A 17,739-nucleotide genomic window follows, 5' to 3' on the forward strand; every position below is an offset into this window, starting at 1 on the left:
AGCTTTTTTGTCATTTTGAACATTCTCCGATCCCAATTTTCCTCTTATTATACAAGAAATACCCGATAGAATAGACTTTTTTTAAGTGTCTATTCTATAGGGTACATTTTAAACTGCCCCACTGTTTCTTATTTATCAACCATTTAATTGTTTATTTTTGGTAATAAGGGAATAGAGATAGTGAAAGTTGTACTATTTTGATTACTGGAAACTTTTAATGTACCGTTATGGTTTTGAATAATTTTCTTCGTTACTGATAATCCCAGTCCCGTTCCTGAGTCTTTTGTAGAGAAGAATGGATCAAATATATATTCTTGAATAGCTGGAGGAATGCCAGTTCCGTTATCTTTGAAAGTAATACGAACAAAATTATCTAAGCGATAACTAGTAATTTGAATAGAAAGAGGTTCTTCACCTTGAGCGTCGACAGCATTTTGAAATAAATTTAAAAAAACTTGCACGAGTTCATGGCGATCAATATTGACGAGTACACCATCTAATTCGGTAGAAAAATCATAGTCAATAGAAATGTTGTGTAAAAAAACTTCACTAGCAAGTAGTTGTTGAATATACTCGCGTAAAAACGTATTGATTGGAAAATGTTCTCTAGTAAATTCACGCGTTTTTGAAATAGCTAAAAATTTTGTAATAATACTATTGGCACGATCTAATTCAGGGATGAGTAAACTTTTAAACAATTCTTTATTGGATGGAGAAACGCTATCTTGTAGAAATTGCAAGTACCCACGTACCGTTGTAAGGGGATTTCGTACTTCATGTGCAATCCCAGCTGCAATTCGCCCAGCTAGGGAAAACTTTTCGGCATCACGTTCTGTATTTAAATAATGAAATACACTAATAACTCGGAAAATCTCTCCATTATAATCACGAATAATGCGGTTATTTACGATGCCATAGTTTTTGTCTAACACTTCCTCATTATATATTTCGGTTCCCGTTTTTAACGTTTCAATAGCTTTAATTTGTTCTTCAGGTAAGTTTAATAATTGTTGAATTGGTTTCCCAATTATAGAATTTCGTATTACACTAAAATCATCTGCTGCAGCTTGATTACATAATGTAATGTTACCTTTATTATCAATAAAAGTGACGTGATGCGAGAATGCATCGAAAATATGAACAAAATGTTTTTCGAGTTGTTCAAATAAAAATAGTGAATCGCGAGTAAGCTGAAAGGTAGGCTCTTTATCATTTTGTTGTATGTGTTGAATAGAATGAGATGTTCTCGTTTTTTTTATTTGCAAACCAATATGTGGATTTTTATATGTGAAATGATGTGGTAATTGATTTACAAGCTCTTCATATAACCGTACTTTATTTTCCAATTCTTTTATTCGATTTTCATGAGATAAAATAATATCGTCTTGAAGCATAAATAAATAACCCCTCAATTTAAAAATTCTTCCATCTAGTATATCATATTTTTATACGGATACTCTTAAAGAAAGAGCGACTTTATGAAAGTGATCGGATGGTATTTTTGTGAAGTAATATAGAATGAGTGTAAGCTGAAGTTGGGAAGGGAGGAATTCGTTTGCTTTTTATTGGAGTGACGGGATGGGGAGATCATGATTCTTTATATAGTAATCCCTATGAAAATAGAAATAAATTGCGAACTTATAGTGAACATTTTCCCATTGTGGAAGTAGATAGTTCATTTTATGCGATACAACCTGCGCGGAATTATACAAAATGGGCGATGGAAACGCCAAAAGATTTTTCTTTTATAGTAAAAGCTTATCAAGGAATGACAGGACATATGAAAGGGGAAATCCCTTTTTCTACGTTCGATGAGATGTTTGATGTGTATAAACAATCAATTCTTCCTTTAATAGAAGCGAATAAATTAGAAATGATTTTATTTCAATATCCACCATGGTTCGATTGTAAAGTGAAAAATGTAGATTTACTTCGATACACGAAAGAGAAAATGGAAGATTTCCCATGTGCAATAGAATTTCGAAATCAAACATGGTTTTATCCAGAAATGAGAGATAAGACGTTACAATTTTTAGAACAAGAAAAATGGATTCATACAATTTGCGATGAGCCTCAGGCAGGAATAGGATCAGTACCGCTTGTATTAGAGGCAACAAACTCAGACATGGCGTTAATACGTTTTCATGGCCGGAATGTTCATGGATGGCTTGACAAAGGAGAAAATTGGAGAGCGGTTCGTTGTTTATATCGCTACAATAATAATGAGTTGAAAGAATGGGTAAAACGATTAGAGCAATTGAAAAAAAAGACTAAGGACATATACGTTTTGTTTAACAATAATTCGGGTGGGGATGCGGCGGACAATGCGAAACAGTTGATGGAAATGACGAATATTACATATGGCGAGCCGAAACCAGAGCAATTAAATTTATTTGAATAAATACAAACAAGAAAAGCACTGTACAAACAGGGGGAATGTACAATGCTTTTCTATATGAAAAAGAGGGGTAACAATGTTACTGAGCGTTTGGTTGATTCATCAATTGTTGGCTTCATAATAAATGATAATGGTTATCATTATCATAGTCAATAGTTTTTCGGAAAATAAATAAAAAACTTTTGATATTTTGAAAATAAATAAAAAAAGAACAGCGATTACTGCTGTTCTTTTCCATTGACGAATTGTTGTAAATCAAAAGGAGTTATCGCTTGGATAAATTCCTTTGAGATAAGTGTTTGAACAAGAGTGCTTTCAGAAATTGTAGCACCTGTTTTCTTTTCATAAGATTTCTTTAATAAATCAAGTTTTTCAGCCGTTTCTTTCGGTAATTCAATTGTTAATGTGTTCATAATTTCTCCCCCTTACTATTAGAGTACCACTACAGTATAGGAGAGACAAGAAAAGAGAATATGAAACATAAAAAAGGTTACCAAATTTACAAATGGTAACCTTTTTTATGTATAAGAGTTATTAAGCAATACCGATATACTTTAAAGTTTTTGATGGAGTACTGTGATCAAAGAAGTGTTGTAAAAATGCAATATCAACACCTGATTTGTATGCACAATAGCCCCAAGTTTTTCGAAGTGTATGTGAGCTAATCCCTTCTAATCCAACTTCTTTTGCAGCTTTGTTTAAAATGTACCATGCATGTTGTCTCGTAATAGACTTTGTTCCTTTTTGAGACTTTAATAATGGTTCATTACGTTTCCAAGTTTTACGTTCTTTCATGTAGTCTTCGATTGCGTGCTGTAAGTCTTCATTTACAGCAAACCATTTATGTTTCTTTACTTTTTCATTGTAAAATAAAATGGAATGGCGAACATTTTCATTTTCATCGATTACATCACTAACTTTTAATTGTAAGATTTCACTTACTTTTAAGCCAGAATTTACAGCTAATACGAATAATAAGCCATCACGTTTCGAAGATTGTAAAAGTATATTTTTGATAGTTTCTAATTGTTTTTCATTTTGAATAGGTTGTCCTGCTTGTTTCATTTCACGCACTCTCCTCTTTTATATGTGTAAAGGAAAGGATTAACTTGTTTCTTACTATAAAGGGAGAGTGTGAATTTCATGTGAACTCCTAGTGAAATTAAGACAAATTATTTGACTTCTTTCACTTTTTGTAAATTAAAATAAAATACAACGCTATTAGTGGTATTATACACACCATATTCAGCGCGATGTAAGTCTAAAATGTTTTTCACAATGGATAACCCAAGGCCAGTACCTCCAGTATGACGGCTACGAGAAGCGTCTAAACGGTAGAAGCGATCCCAAATTTTTTCAAGGCTTTCTTCTGGAATAGGATTGCCTGTGTTTTCAATTTCGATTTTCACTGTATCTTCCGTTTCTACAACAGAGACGTGTATTTTTTCACCATCTGGAGTATATCGAATTGCATTGCTAAGTAAGTTTACAACGACTTGCTCAATACGGCTACGATTTGCTTTAACAAATAGAGAAGAGTCAGCATGGATGTCCACTTGTAAATGTTTTTCCTCCATGCTAAATAATAATTTTGTATAGACTTGTTGAATTAATTCACCGATCGAGAATGTCGACATTTCTAGTTTGTACGTACCTGATTCTAGTTTTGCTAATTCTAACATTTCAACAATGAGCCTGTTCATATTATCTGTCTCTTCCAAAATAACATTTGTATAATATGTCGTATCTTTACTTACGCCATCTTGAATACCTTCAGCGAAGCTACGAATAACACTAAGTGGTGTTTTTAATTCATGAGATACACCAGAAATGAATTCTTTTCTCGTTTTTTCCAATTGACGTTCGCGTTCAATATCTTGTTGTAATTTTGTATTGGCAACATTTAATCGGTCGATTCGATCTTTTAAATTTACAGAGAGTGTATTAATACTACTTGATAACCCGCCAATTTCATCGTCTGCTGTAACAGGTAACTTCTCGCTAAAATCAAAGTTGGCCATTTTTTTTGTAACGCGATTTATCTTAATTAATGGTTTAACAATGATTTTTGAGTAGTAGAAGGATAACAAAATAATAACGAGAAACACGATAATTAAGGCATAGACATAATAATCTTTTAAAACGAGCATCGCTTCATTAACAGGTTGTAAAGATGCTATCACAAAAGCGTACTCCTTAATTTCTCCGTTTTCCATAATAGGCTTTACAAAGACACTGTTTTTTATATTTTCCCCACTATCTAAAATATACGTGTTTAATTGATTTGAATTAGAAGTACCTTGTCTAATAGTTCTTGCAAAATATTGAACAGCTTGTAATGTTTCAAAATCCTTTGCAAGACGAACCTCAGCCTTGGAAGGAAGCTGTAATTTAGATATTACCCCAGTAAAATGGATTGGAGAACCAGTATTATCATATCGATTTTTAAGTTTATTTTTAGATGGATTACCACTAATGGATTGAAAATCTGAATTGAATTGTTCATTTTCCCATCTAGTATTATTAGTTATTAATTCTTGAGGTGTTATTATATTATTCGGTTGGAGTAGTCCGTCTACATAAATTATTCCATCTTTTTTTAATCCTAAGTTTGCGAATTTATTATATTCTTCTGGTGTTAAAAGATTGTTAAGGGGGATGGAATAGGTTTTATTATTGTTAGGGTTAATCACATCAATGTAAAAACTGTATTCACTTTTAATAATTCCGTTAGAATCTAAAAATTGGATTTCGGCATTTGTTTTATCATGAAATTCTTGTTTTAATTTTCTAGTTTCCTCAAAGCCTTGGTCGCTTTTCTCGTAATTATCTACGAATTTTTCAAAAGCCGTTTGAACGGTTTTTACTTTTTTATTAATATAAAACTTCTCTAAAAATAGAGATTGTCCAAGGAAAAAAAGGAGAAATATGATTGTAAATAAAGTTGATGTTAATAAAAATAGTTTAAAGACGATGCTTCTGTTCTTCACTGTTTCACCTCGTATGAAAAATACTGTAATATAAATGATTACTTAATTATAACAAAGGTTGCAAAAAAGTAGAGGGGATAAATCTGTCTCTCTCTAAAGTAGTTTTTTATAGAAAGTCACATAAAGAGAAGGTGCAGTGACCGTCGAAGTATTTTAGCATAAAAAAGAACTCGCCAGACGTATGACAAGTTCTTTAGTGTGCTATTGCTGAATTGCTGCATCTAAAGCGATTTCAATCATTTCGTTAAATGTAGTTTGACGCTCTTCAGATGTTGTTTCTTCACCAGTGAAGATATGGTCGCTTACTGTTAATACAGATAATGCATTTACACCATATTTAGCTGCTAATGTGTAAAGAGCAGTCGTCTCCATCTCTACTGCTAATACACCGTAATCTCCAAGTTTTTTAACCATATCCATGCTCTCACGATAAAATACATCTGCTGTTAATACGTTACCAACACGAACGTGTAATCCTTTTTCTGTTCCAGCATCGTAAGCTTTCTTTAAAAGATCAAAGTTTGCAGCAGGAGCAAAATCAAAACCTGGGAATGTTAAGCGGTTCATATTAGAATCTGTACAAGCCGTCATCGCAATAATAACGTCACGTACCTTAACATCTTTTTGAATTGCACCACATGTCCCAACACGAATTAAATTTTTCACTCCGTAGCTTTGAATTAATTCGTTTACATAAATAGAAATAGAAGGAACACCCATGCCTGTACCTTGAACAGATACACGCTTTCCTTTGTAAGTTCCAGTGAAACCTAACATGCCACGCACGTTATTATAACAAGTAACATCCTCTAAAAATGTTTCAGCAATATATTTTGCACGTAATGGATCACCAGGTAATAGAATGGATTCAGCAATTTCGCCTTGTTTTGCTTCAATATGTACACTCATGAAAAATCCTCCTTATAATGTATTGATAGAAATCAATATCATTTGCATTATACACTACGACTCCTTTCAATCAAAATCTTTTTTATTTGTAATATGTGCAAAAGAGGAGGATTTCGTAAATCATAATCTAGAATATATATTTAAGAGGTTTTGCATGGATAAAGACAATAAAAATGGTAGGTGATATTTTGAAAAATCTTGTCATTGGGCTTATTGCACTAGTACTTATTGTGGCAGGAGGATTTTACATAAAAAAATATCAAGAAACTGTAGAAACGACCGGAGATGTTCAAGAAGTGAAATGGGATGTAAAAAATAAAAAGGGAAATGAAAAAGTCGATATTTCGTTTCAATTGCTAAATAAAATGAATAATGAAGTTCGTGGTGTGAACGATCAAATTCGAGCAGTGATAGTGGATGGGAATTTGAAAAACATACAACAAACGAAGCCTATATTTGCTGGAAATGGATCGTATAAGCTATCTTCAGATGTAGCAAAAGGTGAAGAGTACACGATATTTTTGTATGAAGATGAAAACAAGTCTGTGGAATCATTTTCTAAGAAAGATTTTGGTGAAGAAAAAAAGGAGAAAAGCAAGGACAAGAATAAAAAGAAACTACCTGTCGATACTGTACTTACAAAAAATATAGGCGAGCATCAAGTGTCTCTTTTATTTGGTGCATTACATCCGAATGAGGCAGCGACATTAACATTTCAGTTTCAAGCGAAAAAGGGAGAAAAGCTGAAATTAAATTCAGGGAGAGGTGAAGTCAACGCTCTATATATCGTTGATGAAACGAGGGAACATTTTTTATATGTCATTCCTGTTGATACGGATGAACAATTACAATATCGTATTACATTTCCAGAAGAAGGAACATATAAAATATGGGGGGATTTCTATATAAATGGTAAGAAGTATGAAAAGGAGTTTAGTATACAAGTGCAAAAACGAAAAAACAGCTAAGTACTTAGCTGTTTTTTCGTTTTCCTATTAATTTTGTTACAGAGAGCATTGTAATTGGTAAAGAATGATTCTTTCGAAATGCTAAATATTTTCCACTCCATGCAGGTTTGTATTTTTCTTTGAAATGTCGTAAACCGCTGAAGCTATATGTGTAACGAACGTTATTAAATATTGCAGCAGCAACTCGTTCAGACCAGAACGATTGCGTTGATAAACCGACATTTGAGAGTGGTGCCATACCAATATTAAAGGAATGGTATTCATTTTCTTTTGCCCAGTGGAATAAGTGGATAAAAATTGCATCCATAATTCCGCTAGGGGCATCTGGATAATAACGCATTAAATCAACAGATAATATGCCACTTTGATATACTGGCATAAAGGTTGTGAATGCAATGACTTTTCCTTCTGCATCAGATAATGTAGCGATAGGGGCACGACTAATATACTCACGATCGAAGTACCCAAGTGAAAATCCTTTCTCTTTTTTTCCGCCGAGCCAAGCATCAGACACTTTCTTTAATTCCTCGTATAATTCGTCTGAGAATGGTGGCTTATGAATAGAGAATGAATAACCTTCTCGTTCAAAACGGTTGAAAGTAGCTCGCATACCAGCACGTTTTTTTCCTGTTATTGTAAACGTATTTAAATCAACGACAGCCTCTTCGCCAAGTTTAAAGAAGTTGTAGCCGAAATCGTGGTATAAGCTCATCCATTTGCTTTCAATTTGATAGAATACGCAAATATACCCAAATCGATCAGCTTCAGCTAAAAATTCTTGCAGCACAGTGCGGTAGGAGGATGGATCACCAATTGGATCACCTAGTACAACAAGACGTTTTCCAGTAATTGAAAAGAGAAGAAGTGCTTTTCCGTCACTACTGAAGAAGAACTGTTTATCTCTTAAAAAACCTAAATGACTAAGTACGTTCCCACCATGTTCATCTAAGAAGTTTTCTAACCTTTTATCATTAGCTGGTTGCCCGGGAAATTGACTACGGTAACGATTGGCAATTAGTGAACCGATAAGTAAAAAAGTAGGAACGAAAAAGGCTGCTGCTAATGCACTTCGTTTAACTTGTGTAATATTTCGAACGACAAAATCAGGTTGGAACGCTTCTTTTGCACCCGCAAATAAAATACCTAAGTTTTTATATAAATATAACGTAAGTAATAAGAAGATAAACACTTTTACGATGTCAGAAAGAGAGACTTCCATTTTCTCGCGTGCAAATCTTTTGCGAAGCATATACAACACAGCAAGTACGATTAATAAAATAAAGGTTTCTTCAATATCAATTCCTTTTAGGGTATTAAAGATTGCTGCTCCAATTAAAGAAACAATCGTCATATAGTAAGAACGCTTTGTTCCATAATATATGCCTCGCGAAAGAATCAGGAGGAGAATACCGAATGTTAATGATAAGCTAAAAGAAAATTGAATAAGATGCTTTGGAGCTAAAATATGTAAGGCGTGAGCTCGATTTATACTAGTCGGTAAAATTGTTGATAGAATAACCATTAAGCCAGCGAATACGGTTAAAGCGGCGGATGCCCATGAACCTAATTTCCCTAAAAAATCACGTTGTAAAGTCCAAATTACACCAGTTGTTTCTAATGCAGGTGCAATAAATGGTTTGTCTTCAATTTTTTTTATGGCCGCTCCTGTCATTTCAAATGCTGCAAAAATGAGACCAAGGCAGAATGGTAAGATGTAATAGACAAGTCGATATAATAACATAGCGGGTAGTAATACGCCTGTATCAACTCCGTATTGTCCTAGTCCGGTTAAGAAAACAAGATCAAATGAACCAAGGCCACCAGGGACAAGACTTACGACACCAGCTAAAGCAGCAATTACATAAACACCTAAAAACTTTTGAAATTCGATATCAATTCCAAACAATATTAAAATGACGTACATAACGATACCAGCTGATACCCACTCGACTAATGAAACTAATGAATATAAAACAGTTGGATTTTTCTCTTCTTCTTCTTCTTCATCTTGTCCGTCTGTCTGTTTTGTTTTTCTATTTTTAATTTTAGAAAACCCAATATATATAGGAACGAAAAGAGCAAAGAAGATAAGAACAGGCCATAACCACGGTTTTTCGTGCAGAATAAAACTAGTGTCTAATATTCCAATAAGGCCGAGGAATGACAGAATGGCTAATCCGTTAATAAAAGCGGTTGTCATCCAAGCAATGCTTTTAATAAGTTTCCCATTCTCTTTTATATGTGGACGATATAGCATTGTACGTACACCGGCACCAACAAGACCACCAAAACCGATAAATCCATTTAAAGTGTTTGCAATCCATGAGATACGGAAAATCTTTTGTACAGGTATATCTGCTTTTAAGTAACGAAGCATAACAAAGTCATAAAAGAACATTGTTGATACGGCAAATGCACCGAGTGTAATCGCTAAAAATACCCCACCAGTTGGAATGTTTTTAATTGTTTCAATTGCTTCTAAAAAAGAAATGCCCGCTAATTCTTTTTTAGCTTGAAAGAAAACAATTGTTAAGACAACAAATGGGAAGATTATTTTCCCGATTTGTAAGAAACGTTTCCATGAAAACGACATAAATACAACTCTCCTTGTGTAAGAAAACTGAGACAATAATATTATTATGACAAACTTCAAGAAAAATAAAAAGGTAAATTCCTGTATAGGGAAGCTATTTTTTATATAGGTTATATTTAAAAGAATATTTCGTTTATCGGAAAATTAAGTTAAAATAAGATGAAAGAAGGAAGAGAGGGGAAGTAGATGATTATAATAGGTTATGCAGGATATGAGTTAGAAAAAGCACAACCGAATACATCAGAAGATTTTTTTAATAGATCTGAAGTGACATATATATTAAATAATCAAGAGAAAACCTTTTCTGTCTTATATGTTCGATATTTTGAAGAAATTTTACAAGAAATTACCCCTTTTGAAGGAAATCCAGTTTATAAAGTAGAAGAACAAGACGTATATTTACGAGATATTGTAGCGATCGCTTGTTTAGTGAACAATAAAGAGCTACGCGCGCAGAAGCGCTTGTATCTCAATGAAGTAACAGACTTTCAACGATACTTTGATGAGGGAACAGTGGTGAAAGTACAAGAAATATTAGCTGAATTACATAAAAATAAAAGAGTAGAAATAGCGTAAAACGGCAAAGGAGAGAGAAGCCATGTCTAATTTGATGGTTGAAAATCAAACAGAACAAGTTTCTATATTTTTAGAAGATGTAATTTCCTTGATAACTAATTATGTAAATTATCATACGTTACCTTCTTTATTGGAGGAGACACCAACAGGAAACGAGCAATACTATAAAGGGATATTAGCATCAATAAGAAGACTTCTTGTTTTTTGTGAAGAAGGACTTGATGCATGTTTTGTTTTGTTGAATAGCCAACCATTTCGAAAGACCGCAGCTGAAAAAGTTTTATATAAGATTTACCATCAAGTAATTGCAGAGTTTTTTTCGCCAAAGAATGATCATTGGTATGAAAATAGTCGTTCTGCTTATACAGGGAAAAATTCTATTGTTTTTCAGCAAAGCCCCCCTGGATCTATAGAACGAATGATGAAGGATTTAGAAGGGAAATTTCAATTGATGCGTGAAGAACTAGAATATTATGAGACAGATTACCAAACAAAAATGTTGCACAAATATTAATTAAGGAAAAGAAGCTAAGGACACTTAGCTTCTTTTCCATTTGTCCAGTTATATAAGGGATTTTAATTGAATATAGTTAAAGTGGATAGCATCAAGGAGGTGCGACATGAGTCAGCAAGGTGTATTTACAGATTACTTTCATGAAGTAGAGAGCTGGTGTGAAAGTGTTCTTCAAGTATTAGATAGCCGTGCAATGGAAGTGTATGATGTCCATATGCTTGCTTATAAAATTCAAACTTTATTAGAGCGTATGAAAGAGCATGAATACGACACAGATGCCGAGTTTATGTATGAAATAAGTGAGGATGTAGAACATATTCAACACCATTTACAGGAAGTATTTATGCAAGAAGGAGAGGAATATGAACTATGTGAAAGAGGGGATAGCGAACGAGCTGTTCCGATTGGGGGGCATACCCTTCCGCCATTACCTTATCCATATAATGCGCTAGAACCGTACATTTCACGAGAAATTATGATGTTACACCATGATAAACATCATCGTAGTTACGTGGAAGGATTAAATAAAGCAGAGAAGATGATGGAAGAAGCGAGAAAAACAAATCAATTTGATTTAATTAAGCATTGGGAAAGAGAAGCGGCTTTTCATGGATCAGGTCATTACTTACACACGATATTTTGGAATAACATGAAAAAAGATGGTGGTGGAAGTCCGAGAGGGGCTTTTTCACAACAAATTGAGCAAGATTTCGGAAGTTTTTTACGTTTTCAAAAGCATTTCACAGAAGCAGCTTCTAAAGTGGAAGGTTCAGGATGGGCGATTCTTGTATGGGTACCCCGTTCAGGAAGGTTAGAAATTTTGCAAAGCACGCTTCATCAATTGTTTACACAGTGGGATACGATACCGCTCCTTGTACTGGATGTATGGGAACATGCATATTATTTACAATATCAAAATCGAAAAGATGAATATATTAAAAATTGGTGGAATGTTGTAAATTGGCCAGATGTAGAAAAGCGATTTGAAATTGCGAAGCAAATTGAATGGACACCGTATTAGACGCATATCCCATGCGTCTTTTTTAGTGGAGGTGGAAGGAAGATTTCGTTCATATTTTAAAAGGCCAAGCATAAACTTGTACAAAAAGTGCCAAAAGGACGTGGGGGGGAAATATGAGACGAATTTGTATAATAATTACGCTAATTATAATGTACGCAAGCGTTATGCCGATTCCTGCATATGCAAAAATGAACGGTGGTGTCAGTGCTCGTAACGCAGTCTTAATGGAACAACAATCCGGTCGTGTGCTATATGGAAAATTAGAACATGAGCCACAAAAAATTGCTAGTATAACAAAAATTATGACAGCATTGTTAGCTGCTGAATCAGGAAAAATGAAAGAGCTAGTATCGGTTAGTAATGAAGCAGTACGAGTAGAAGGATCGGCAATTTATTTAAAACCTGGACAAAAAGTGAAGTTAGAAGATTTAGTTTACGGATTAATGCTTAGATCTGGTAATGATGCAGCACAAGTAATTGCTGAAAATGTGGGAGGGAGTATAGAAGGGTTCGTATATTTAATGAATGAAAAGGCGAAAGAAATCGGAATGAAAGATACGCATTTCTCAAACCCGCATGGCTTGGATGGGGATGGATCGCATTATTCGTCGGCTTATGACATGGCATTATTAACGAAATATGCAATGGGGAACGAGACCTTTAAGGAGATTTTTGGAACAAAAACGTATAAATCAGATTCTTGGGATTATCCGTGGAAAAATAAACATAAGCTTGTGACATCTTATTATGAATTTGCAACAGGGGGAAAGACAGGTTTTACGAAGAAAGCAGGACGGACGCTTGTCACAACAGCTTCAAAAGATGGACTAGATTTAATTGTCGTAACTTTGAGTGCTTCTAGTGACTGGGATGATCATATGAATTTGTTTGATAAAGGCTTTGAACGCTATAAGCAAGCGAAAGTTTTAGGACAAGGAGCACTCGCTGAAATAAATGAAAAGAAATATGCCAATCATGTTTATACGAAAAATAGTTTTTCTGTACCTTTAACTGAAGAGGAAAGAAAGAGCGTGTTATTGAAAGTTGAGCTCGACAAAAGTGCAAAACTTAAGGATGGAGTAAAGATTGGGAAGACAGAAATTTATGTAGGGAACGAGAAAGTTGGAGAACGAAATTTGTTTTACAGTAAACGAAAGTTAGTAGCTACAACGGGAATGTATTGGAATAACGTAAAAGAAATCTTCTCTTACATGATAGGTGTTGGGATAGATGGTTAATCTCGTATGGGCAGCGATGGCAGTTATAGGGATTGTGTATGCCATGATAAATGGAACGATGGAAGAAGTGACCAAAGCAGTGTTTGAAGGGTCAAAAGATGCTGTAACGATTTGTATTGGACTTATTAGTGTTTTAGTATTTTGGCTCGGTTTAATGAAAATTGCTGAGGAAGCTGGATTGTTAAAGAAGTTAGTATCACTTTTTATGCCGATAGTAAAAAGATTATTTCCAGAAATACCGAAGGATCACCCTTCAATGGGATTCATTTTATCAAATATGATGGCGAACTTTTTTGGGTTAGGTAATGCAGCAACACCTTTAGGTATTAAAGCAATGGAACAACTGAAAGAGTTAAATGGTGGAAAGGATTCAGCAAGTCGTTCTATGGTGACGTTTCTAGCATTAAATACTTCAGCAATTACATTAATTCCGACTACTGTCATTTCGATTCGAATGACTTATGAATCAGCAAACCCTACTGAAATCGTTGGCGTAACATTTATAGCACAAGTGTTATCGATGATTGGAGCGATTTGGATTGACCGCTATTTTTACCGGAGAAGGAGTAGAAAGGGGCGGAAAAAATGAGTATTGTAAATACAATTTCATTATGGGTAATTCCTTGTGTAATTGGTTTTATCCTTTTGTATGGCACGATAAAGAAAGTTCCAACGTATGAATCGTTCGTTGAGGGCGGAAAAGAAGGGATTCAAATTGCGGTTTCCATTTTGCCGTTTATGGTTGGAATGCTTGCATCTATTTCTATTTTTCGGGCATCAGGTGCTCTAGATGCGATGATATCAGTAATGAAGCCGATGTTAGACTTTATTCATGTACCAGCCGAAATCGTTCCACTTGCACTTATACGTCCGATTTCGGGATCTGCTGGTTTAAGTATTACGACCGACTTAATCGCTACATATGGGCCAGACTCGTTTATTGGTAGGTTAGCTTCAACGATGCAAGGTAGCACAGATACGACTTTTTATATATTAACAGTATACTTTGGGGCTGTCGGTATTAGAAAAATGGGAGATGCATTAAAGGTAGGACTTTTTGCAGATTTAATCGGAATTATCTGCTCAATTGTGTTTGTTTCTTTATTGTTTCAGTAATGCTATTCATTTTTTACGCTATTTCGCTTATAATATGTATACGACCACTATTAAGGTGTAGCTTAATAGTGGTTTTTTTATGCGGTATTTTTGACAAAATGATGAACTTTTATTGTGAGGAATATGAAAAATATGGACAATAATAAAGGGTAAAAACATGATTTGACCTTTATATGTTTATTATCATCACTATGTTGTTTAAGTGAGATGGAGCGAATAACCGTAAAGCGTATGCGGTTGCCAAGTCTTTCTAATGTAAGGTAAGATAAATTCGAGGTGAAAAAAAGAAATGGAACGATTACAAAAAGTGATTGCGCAAGCAGGTATTGCATCGAGAAGAAAGGCTGAGGAATTAATTCAGCAAGGGAAAGTGAAAGTTAACGGGAAAATAGTGAAGGAGTTAGGAACAAAAGTAACTCCTCAAGATAAAGTAGAAGTAAATAACATCCCTCTTGAAAAAGAAGAACCTGTTTATTTTTTACTATATAAACCAACTGGTGTAATTTCAAGTGTATCAGATGATAAAGGAAGAAATGTTGTAACAGACTTTTTCCCTGAAATTAGACAACGTTTATTCCCAATCGGACGCTTAGATTATGATACGTCTGGCGTATTATTGATGACAAATGATGGGGAATTTGCAAATGTATTAATGCATCCGAGATATAAAGTTGAAAAAACGTATGTTGCGAAAATTAAAGGGCCATTAACAGGTGAGAAAATTCGCATGTTAGAACGAGGTGTTGCATTAGAAGATGGGAAAACAGCACCAGCACAAGTGAAAATTATTTCTTGGGATAAGCGTAAAGAGATGGCGATTGTACAATTAACGATTCATGAAGGACGTAACCGTCAAGTACGTCGCATGTTTGAAGCGTTAGATTGTAAAGTAATGAAATTAAAACGTGAACGTTATGCCTTTTTAGAAGTGGGTAGTTTGCGACCTGGTGATGCAAGAGAATTGACACCGCATGAGGTGAAGCAGTTACGTGCACTTGCTTCTACAAAGCCAAGATAAGCGATAAAGTGAAACCTTTCACCAGTGGAATTATCCGCTGGTGATTTGTTCAATAAAATATTTGAAGTAAAGAATACATATATTTATTATTCATTGAAGAGAGGAGAGACAATATGAAAAAAAACAGATTATTATTTCGTGTTATCATTCTGCTCATTTTAAGCGGTGCTGTAGGATTTACACTGTATCAAGGATTTTTTTCTGATAAAGAGAAAATGCAAATTGGAAAAGAAGCACCTAACTTTGTTGTAACTGATTTAGAAGGAAAGAATATTGAATTAAAAGATTTAAAGGGAAAAGGTGTATTTTTAAATTTTTGGGGAACTTGGTGTAAACCTTGTGAAAAAGAAATGCCTTATATGAATGAATTATATCCGAAATATAAAGAAAAAGGCGTTGAAATTATTGCCTTAGATGCAGATGAAACGGATATCGCAGTGAAGAACTTTGTGAACCAATATGATTTGAAATTCCCAGTTGCAATTGATAAAGGGCAAAAGATCATAGGTACATATGGAGTGGGACCATTACCAACAACCTTTTTAATTGATAAGGAAGGCAAGGTAGTTGAGCAAATTATAGGTGAGCAAACGAAGGAACAACTGGAAGCCTATTTAAAGAAAATTACTCCATAATAAAGATAGCCTTCACATAAGAGGTGCTTGGTGTATAGCACCTTCACTCTAAAAGATTCTGAGTATTGCGGTAACTTGAAAGTAGAATATACAATAGTACATAATAGATACAGGGGCGGTGAGAGCTTTGAAAGAAATTAAATGTGAATGTGGACATGTTAATCCGATAGGAACCATTTTTTGTGAAGCATGTGGGAAACCATTTGAAAGTAATGAAAATATGAAATTATTGGATATGAGATATGAGGGGAGTGCTCGGAGATCTCTCACACATACAAAAACGATAGTCGATAAAATTTGGAGTTTTTTCTCTTCTGTAAAAGTAGGCGTATGGTTAATCGTAATAACTTTAGCTGCATCGGCAATAGGAACTATCTTTCCCCAAGAAATGTACATAACTCCAGGAATCGAACCAGCTGAATATTATAAGACCGAGTATGGATTTTTAGGACAATTATACTATCAATTAGGATTTAATAATTTATATGGATCATGGTGGTACATGATTTTAATTGCTTCCATTGGTATTTCACTTGTTATATGTAGTTTAGACCGTGTGATTCCTCTTTATAAAGCATTAAAAAAACAGGGGGTGAAAAGACACCCAAGTTTTTTAAAGAGACAGAGAGTGCACGGGACTGGTACGCCGCATGAAGGTGACTTAGAACGAGTTCAAATTAATTTAAAGAAACGTAATTATAATGTGAAAGTGGAAGACGGGAACGTTTTAGCGGAAAAGGGACGTTTTTCCCGTTGGGGTCCATATGTAAACCATATTGGTCTTATTATCTTTCTATTCGGTGCAATGCTACGTTTTTTACCGAGTATGTATGTAGATGAAGCACTTTGGTTACGTGACGGTGAAACGAAAGAAATACCAGGAACAGATGGTCAATACTATTTGAAAAACGAAAAGTTTATCAAGGAAGTTTATGATAAGAGTAAGGATAAAGAAGTTTTTGATGAAGCAATTGATCGTGTTGGTGATAAAATGATTGCGAAAAACTTCCAAACAAATGCTGTATTATATAAAGCGGTAGGAGAAAATATATCGGGTCAAAAACCAAAATTAGAAAAGGTAAAAGAAGCTGAAATTCGAGTGAATGAGCCACTGAAATTTGATCAATTTGCTGTTTATCAAGTGGATTACAAAGAAAGTGAATTTAAAAGCATGTCTTTCCATTTGCAAAACAAAGAAAATAATCAAAAGTGGGGACCGATTAAAGTAGATTTAGCGAATCCTACAGAAAAATATGATTTAGGAAATGGGTATTCTCTAGAACTATTAAGCTATTTTCCTGATTTTTATTTTGATGAGAATGGAAGGCCGAATACGAAAACAAAATTACCGAATAATCCTGCATTCGTCTTTAAAATGTTTACCCCGGAAACACCAGATGGTGAAGTTAGTTTCGTCGGTATTCAGCAAAACATAGAGCCTGACGGGAATAATAAATATAAAATGTCATTTGCAGGTGTGGAAATGCAAAATGCAACAGCTCTTACAGTAAGAAAAGATTTGACGCTTTGGATTCTCGGTATTGGAGGATTTATATTTATGGTTGGTGTGATTCAAGGTATGTATTGGAACCATCGACGTATTTGGATACAACGTGTTAATGATGAATGGTGGGTTGCAGGCCATACGAATAAAAATTGGTTCGGCTTAAAGAAAGATATTGAAAGAGTACTAGAAGGAACAGCGATTCCACAACCACACGATAAAATGAATGATAAAAAAATTAGTTAAGGTGGGGAAACGA

Annotated in this window: 17 protein-coding genes; 11 read left to right on the forward strand and 6 right to left on the reverse strand. The window is 34.4% G+C overall.

The annotated features are described in order from the left end of the window. Window positions 1-143 precede the first annotated feature (143 nt). Window positions 144-1,394 (reverse strand): ATP-binding protein, encoded by a 1,251-nt coding sequence (locus MR071_RS16895; protein ID WP_242237061.1) that lies wholly within the window; start codon window positions 1,392-1,394, stop codon window positions 144-146. Window positions 1,395-1,555: 161 nt separating this feature from the next. Between MR071_RS16895 and MR071_RS16900 the strand changes: the two genes are divergently transcribed. Then, window positions 1,556-2,401 carry a DUF72 domain-containing protein gene (locus tag MR071_RS16900; RefSeq protein WP_242237064.1) on the forward strand — a complete coding sequence of 282 codons (846 nt, stop codon included), beginning with the start codon at window positions 1,556-1,558 and terminating at the stop codon, window positions 2,399-2,401. A gap of 215 nt (window positions 2,402-2,616) precedes the next feature. Here MR071_RS16900 and MR071_RS16905 read toward each other — a convergent pair whose 3' ends face one another. The 4 genes from MR071_RS16905 to deoD all read right to left on the reverse strand — a co-directional run bounded on the left by MR071_RS16905 (window position 2,617) and on the right by deoD (window position 6,297). Beyond that, entirely contained in the window at window positions 2,617-2,811 is a 195-nt protein-coding gene (locus tag MR071_RS16905) for a DUF3924 family protein (RefSeq protein ID WP_002149425.1), read from the reverse strand. A gap of 121 nt (window positions 2,812-2,932) precedes the next feature. Further along, window positions 2,933-3,463 carry a tyrosine-type recombinase/integrase gene (locus MR071_RS16910; RefSeq protein ID WP_000806236.1) on the reverse strand — a complete coding sequence of 177 codons (531 nt, stop codon included), beginning with the start codon at window positions 3,461-3,463 and terminating at the stop codon, window positions 2,933-2,935. Window positions 3,464-3,570: 107 nt separating this feature from the next. Further along, complete coding sequence (locus tag MR071_RS16915) at window positions 3,571-5,388, reverse strand: sensor histidine kinase (RefSeq protein ID WP_242237067.1); 1,818 nt, start codon at window positions 5,386-5,388, stop codon at window positions 3,571-3,573. Between the two features lie 201 nt (window positions 5,389-5,589). Beyond that, a complete protein-coding gene (gene deoD / locus MR071_RS16920) occupies window positions 5,590-6,297 on the reverse strand; it encodes a purine-nucleoside phosphorylase (protein ID WP_000110707.1) in 708 nt (235 codons plus the stop codon). A 173-nt stretch (window positions 6,298-6,470) separates the two neighbouring features. Between deoD and MR071_RS16925 the strand changes: the two genes are divergently transcribed. Further along, window positions 6,471-7,265, forward strand: a complete 795-nt coding sequence (locus tag MR071_RS16925; protein ID WP_242237070.1) for a hypothetical protein — start codon at window positions 6,471-6,473, stop codon at window positions 7,263-7,265. A gap of 4 nt (window positions 7,266-7,269) precedes the next feature. Here the strand turns inward: MR071_RS16925 and mprF are convergent, their stop codons facing one another. After that, complete coding sequence (gene mprF / locus MR071_RS16930) at window positions 7,270-9,858, reverse strand: bifunctional lysylphosphatidylglycerol flippase/synthetase MprF (protein WP_242237074.1); 2,589 nt, start codon at window positions 9,856-9,858, stop codon at window positions 7,270-7,272. Between the two features lie 186 nt (window positions 9,859-10,044). Here mprF and MR071_RS16935 point away from each other — a divergent pair, with 186 nt between their 5' ends. The 9 genes from MR071_RS16935 to resB all read left to right on the forward strand — a co-directional run bounded on the left by MR071_RS16935 (window position 10,045) and on the right by resB (window position 17,726). Continuing rightward, window positions 10,045-10,434: a hypothetical protein gene (locus MR071_RS16935; protein WP_105584043.1), complete on the forward strand. Its 390-nt coding sequence runs from the start codon at window positions 10,045-10,047 to the stop codon at window positions 10,432-10,434. Window positions 10,435-10,456: 22 nt separating this feature from the next. Beyond that, the gene (locus tag MR071_RS16940; RefSeq protein ID WP_242237076.1) at window positions 10,457-10,948 is read left to right on the forward strand and encodes a YpuI family protein; all 492 of its coding nucleotides are present in this window, start codon (window positions 10,457-10,459) and stop codon (window positions 10,946-10,948) included. A gap of 106 nt (window positions 10,949-11,054) precedes the next feature. Continuing rightward, on the forward strand, window positions 11,055-11,969 hold the full coding sequence (locus MR071_RS16945; protein WP_105584041.1) for a superoxide dismutase: 915 nt from the start codon (window positions 11,055-11,057) through the stop codon (window positions 11,967-11,969). Between the two features lie 113 nt (window positions 11,970-12,082). Then, window positions 12,083-13,207 carry a D-alanyl-D-alanine carboxypeptidase family protein gene (locus MR071_RS16950; RefSeq protein WP_242237077.1) on the forward strand — a complete coding sequence of 375 codons (1,125 nt, stop codon included), beginning with the start codon at window positions 12,083-12,085 and terminating at the stop codon, window positions 13,205-13,207. Then, window positions 13,200-13,796, forward strand: a complete 597-nt coding sequence (gene spmA, locus MR071_RS16955; RefSeq protein ID WP_002086662.1) for a spore maturation protein SpmA — start codon at window positions 13,200-13,202, stop codon at window positions 13,794-13,796. The genes MR071_RS16950 and spmA overlap by 8 nt, the downstream gene beginning before the upstream one ends. Next, window positions 13,793-14,323, forward strand: coding sequence for a spore maturation protein SpmB (spmB, locus tag MR071_RS16960; RefSeq protein ID WP_105584039.1), 531 nt, complete (start codon window positions 13,793-13,795; stop codon window positions 14,321-14,323). Before spmA ends, spmB begins: the two co-directional genes overlap by 4 nt. Window positions 14,324-14,612: 289 nt before the next feature. Continuing rightward, entirely contained in the window at window positions 14,613-15,341 is a 729-nt protein-coding gene (gene rluB / locus MR071_RS16965) for a 23S rRNA pseudouridine(2605) synthase RluB (RefSeq protein ID WP_002201160.1), read from the forward strand. A gap of 113 nt (window positions 15,342-15,454) precedes the next feature. Further along, window positions 15,455-15,976: a thiol-disulfide oxidoreductase ResA gene (gene resA / locus MR071_RS16970; protein ID WP_105584037.1), complete on the forward strand. Its 522-nt coding sequence runs from the start codon at window positions 15,455-15,457 to the stop codon at window positions 15,974-15,976. A 127-nt stretch (window positions 15,977-16,103) separates the two neighbouring features. Beyond that, complete coding sequence (gene resB / locus MR071_RS16975) at window positions 16,104-17,726, forward strand: cytochrome c biogenesis protein ResB (protein ID WP_242237079.1); 1,623 nt, start codon at window positions 16,104-16,106, stop codon at window positions 17,724-17,726. The last annotated feature ends 13 nt before the right edge of the window (window positions 17,727-17,739 follow it).

This window comes from Bacillus cereus group sp. BfR-BA-01316, from assembly GCF_022664195.1.
Taxonomy (GTDB): domain Bacteria; phylum Bacillota; class Bacilli; order Bacillales; family Bacillaceae_G; genus Bacillus_A.

What these genes read in the sequence shown, in the direction of transcription:
- MR071_RS16895 (WP_242237061.1), bottom strand. Translation starts at nt 1,394, where the DNA reads ATGCTTCAAGACGATATTATTTTATCTCATGAAAATCGAATAAAAGAA.
- MR071_RS16905 (WP_002149425.1), bottom strand. Translation starts at nt 2,811, where the DNA reads ATGAACACATTAACAATTGAATTACCGAAAGAAACGGCTGAAAAACTT.
- MR071_RS16910 (WP_000806236.1), bottom strand. Translation starts at nt 3,463, where the DNA reads ATGAAACAAGCAGGACAACCTATTCAAAATGAAAAACAATTAGAAACT.
- deoD (WP_000110707.1), bottom strand. Translation starts at nt 6,297, where the DNA reads ATGAGTGTACATATTGAAGCAAAACAAGGCGAAATTGCTGAATCCATT.
- MR071_RS16925 (WP_242237070.1), top strand. Translation starts at nt 6,471, where the DNA reads ATGGTAGGTGATATTTTGAAAAATCTTGTCATTGGGCTTATTGCACTA.
- mprF (WP_242237074.1), bottom strand. Translation starts at nt 9,858, where the DNA reads ATGTCGTTTTCATGGAAACGTTTCTTACAAATCGGGAAAATAATCTTC.
- MR071_RS16935 (WP_105584043.1), top strand. Translation starts at nt 10,045, where the DNA reads ATGATTATAATAGGTTATGCAGGATATGAGTTAGAAAAAGCACAACCG.
- MR071_RS16940 (WP_242237076.1), top strand. Translation starts at nt 10,457, where the DNA reads ATGTCTAATTTGATGGTTGAAAATCAAACAGAACAAGTTTCTATATTT.
- MR071_RS16945 (WP_105584041.1), top strand. Translation starts at nt 11,055, where the DNA reads ATGAGTCAGCAAGGTGTATTTACAGATTACTTTCATGAAGTAGAGAGC.
- MR071_RS16950 (WP_242237077.1), top strand. Translation starts at nt 12,083, where the DNA reads ATGAGACGAATTTGTATAATAATTACGCTAATTATAATGTACGCAAGC.
- spmA (WP_002086662.1), top strand. Translation starts at nt 13,200, where the DNA reads ATGGTTAATCTCGTATGGGCAGCGATGGCAGTTATAGGGATTGTGTAT.
- spmB (WP_105584039.1), top strand. Translation starts at nt 13,793, where the DNA reads ATGAGTATTGTAAATACAATTTCATTATGGGTAATTCCTTGTGTAATT.
- rluB (WP_002201160.1), top strand. Translation starts at nt 14,613, where the DNA reads ATGGAACGATTACAAAAAGTGATTGCGCAAGCAGGTATTGCATCGAGA.
- resA (WP_105584037.1), top strand. Translation starts at nt 15,455, where the DNA reads ATGAAAAAAAACAGATTATTATTTCGTGTTATCATTCTGCTCATTTTA.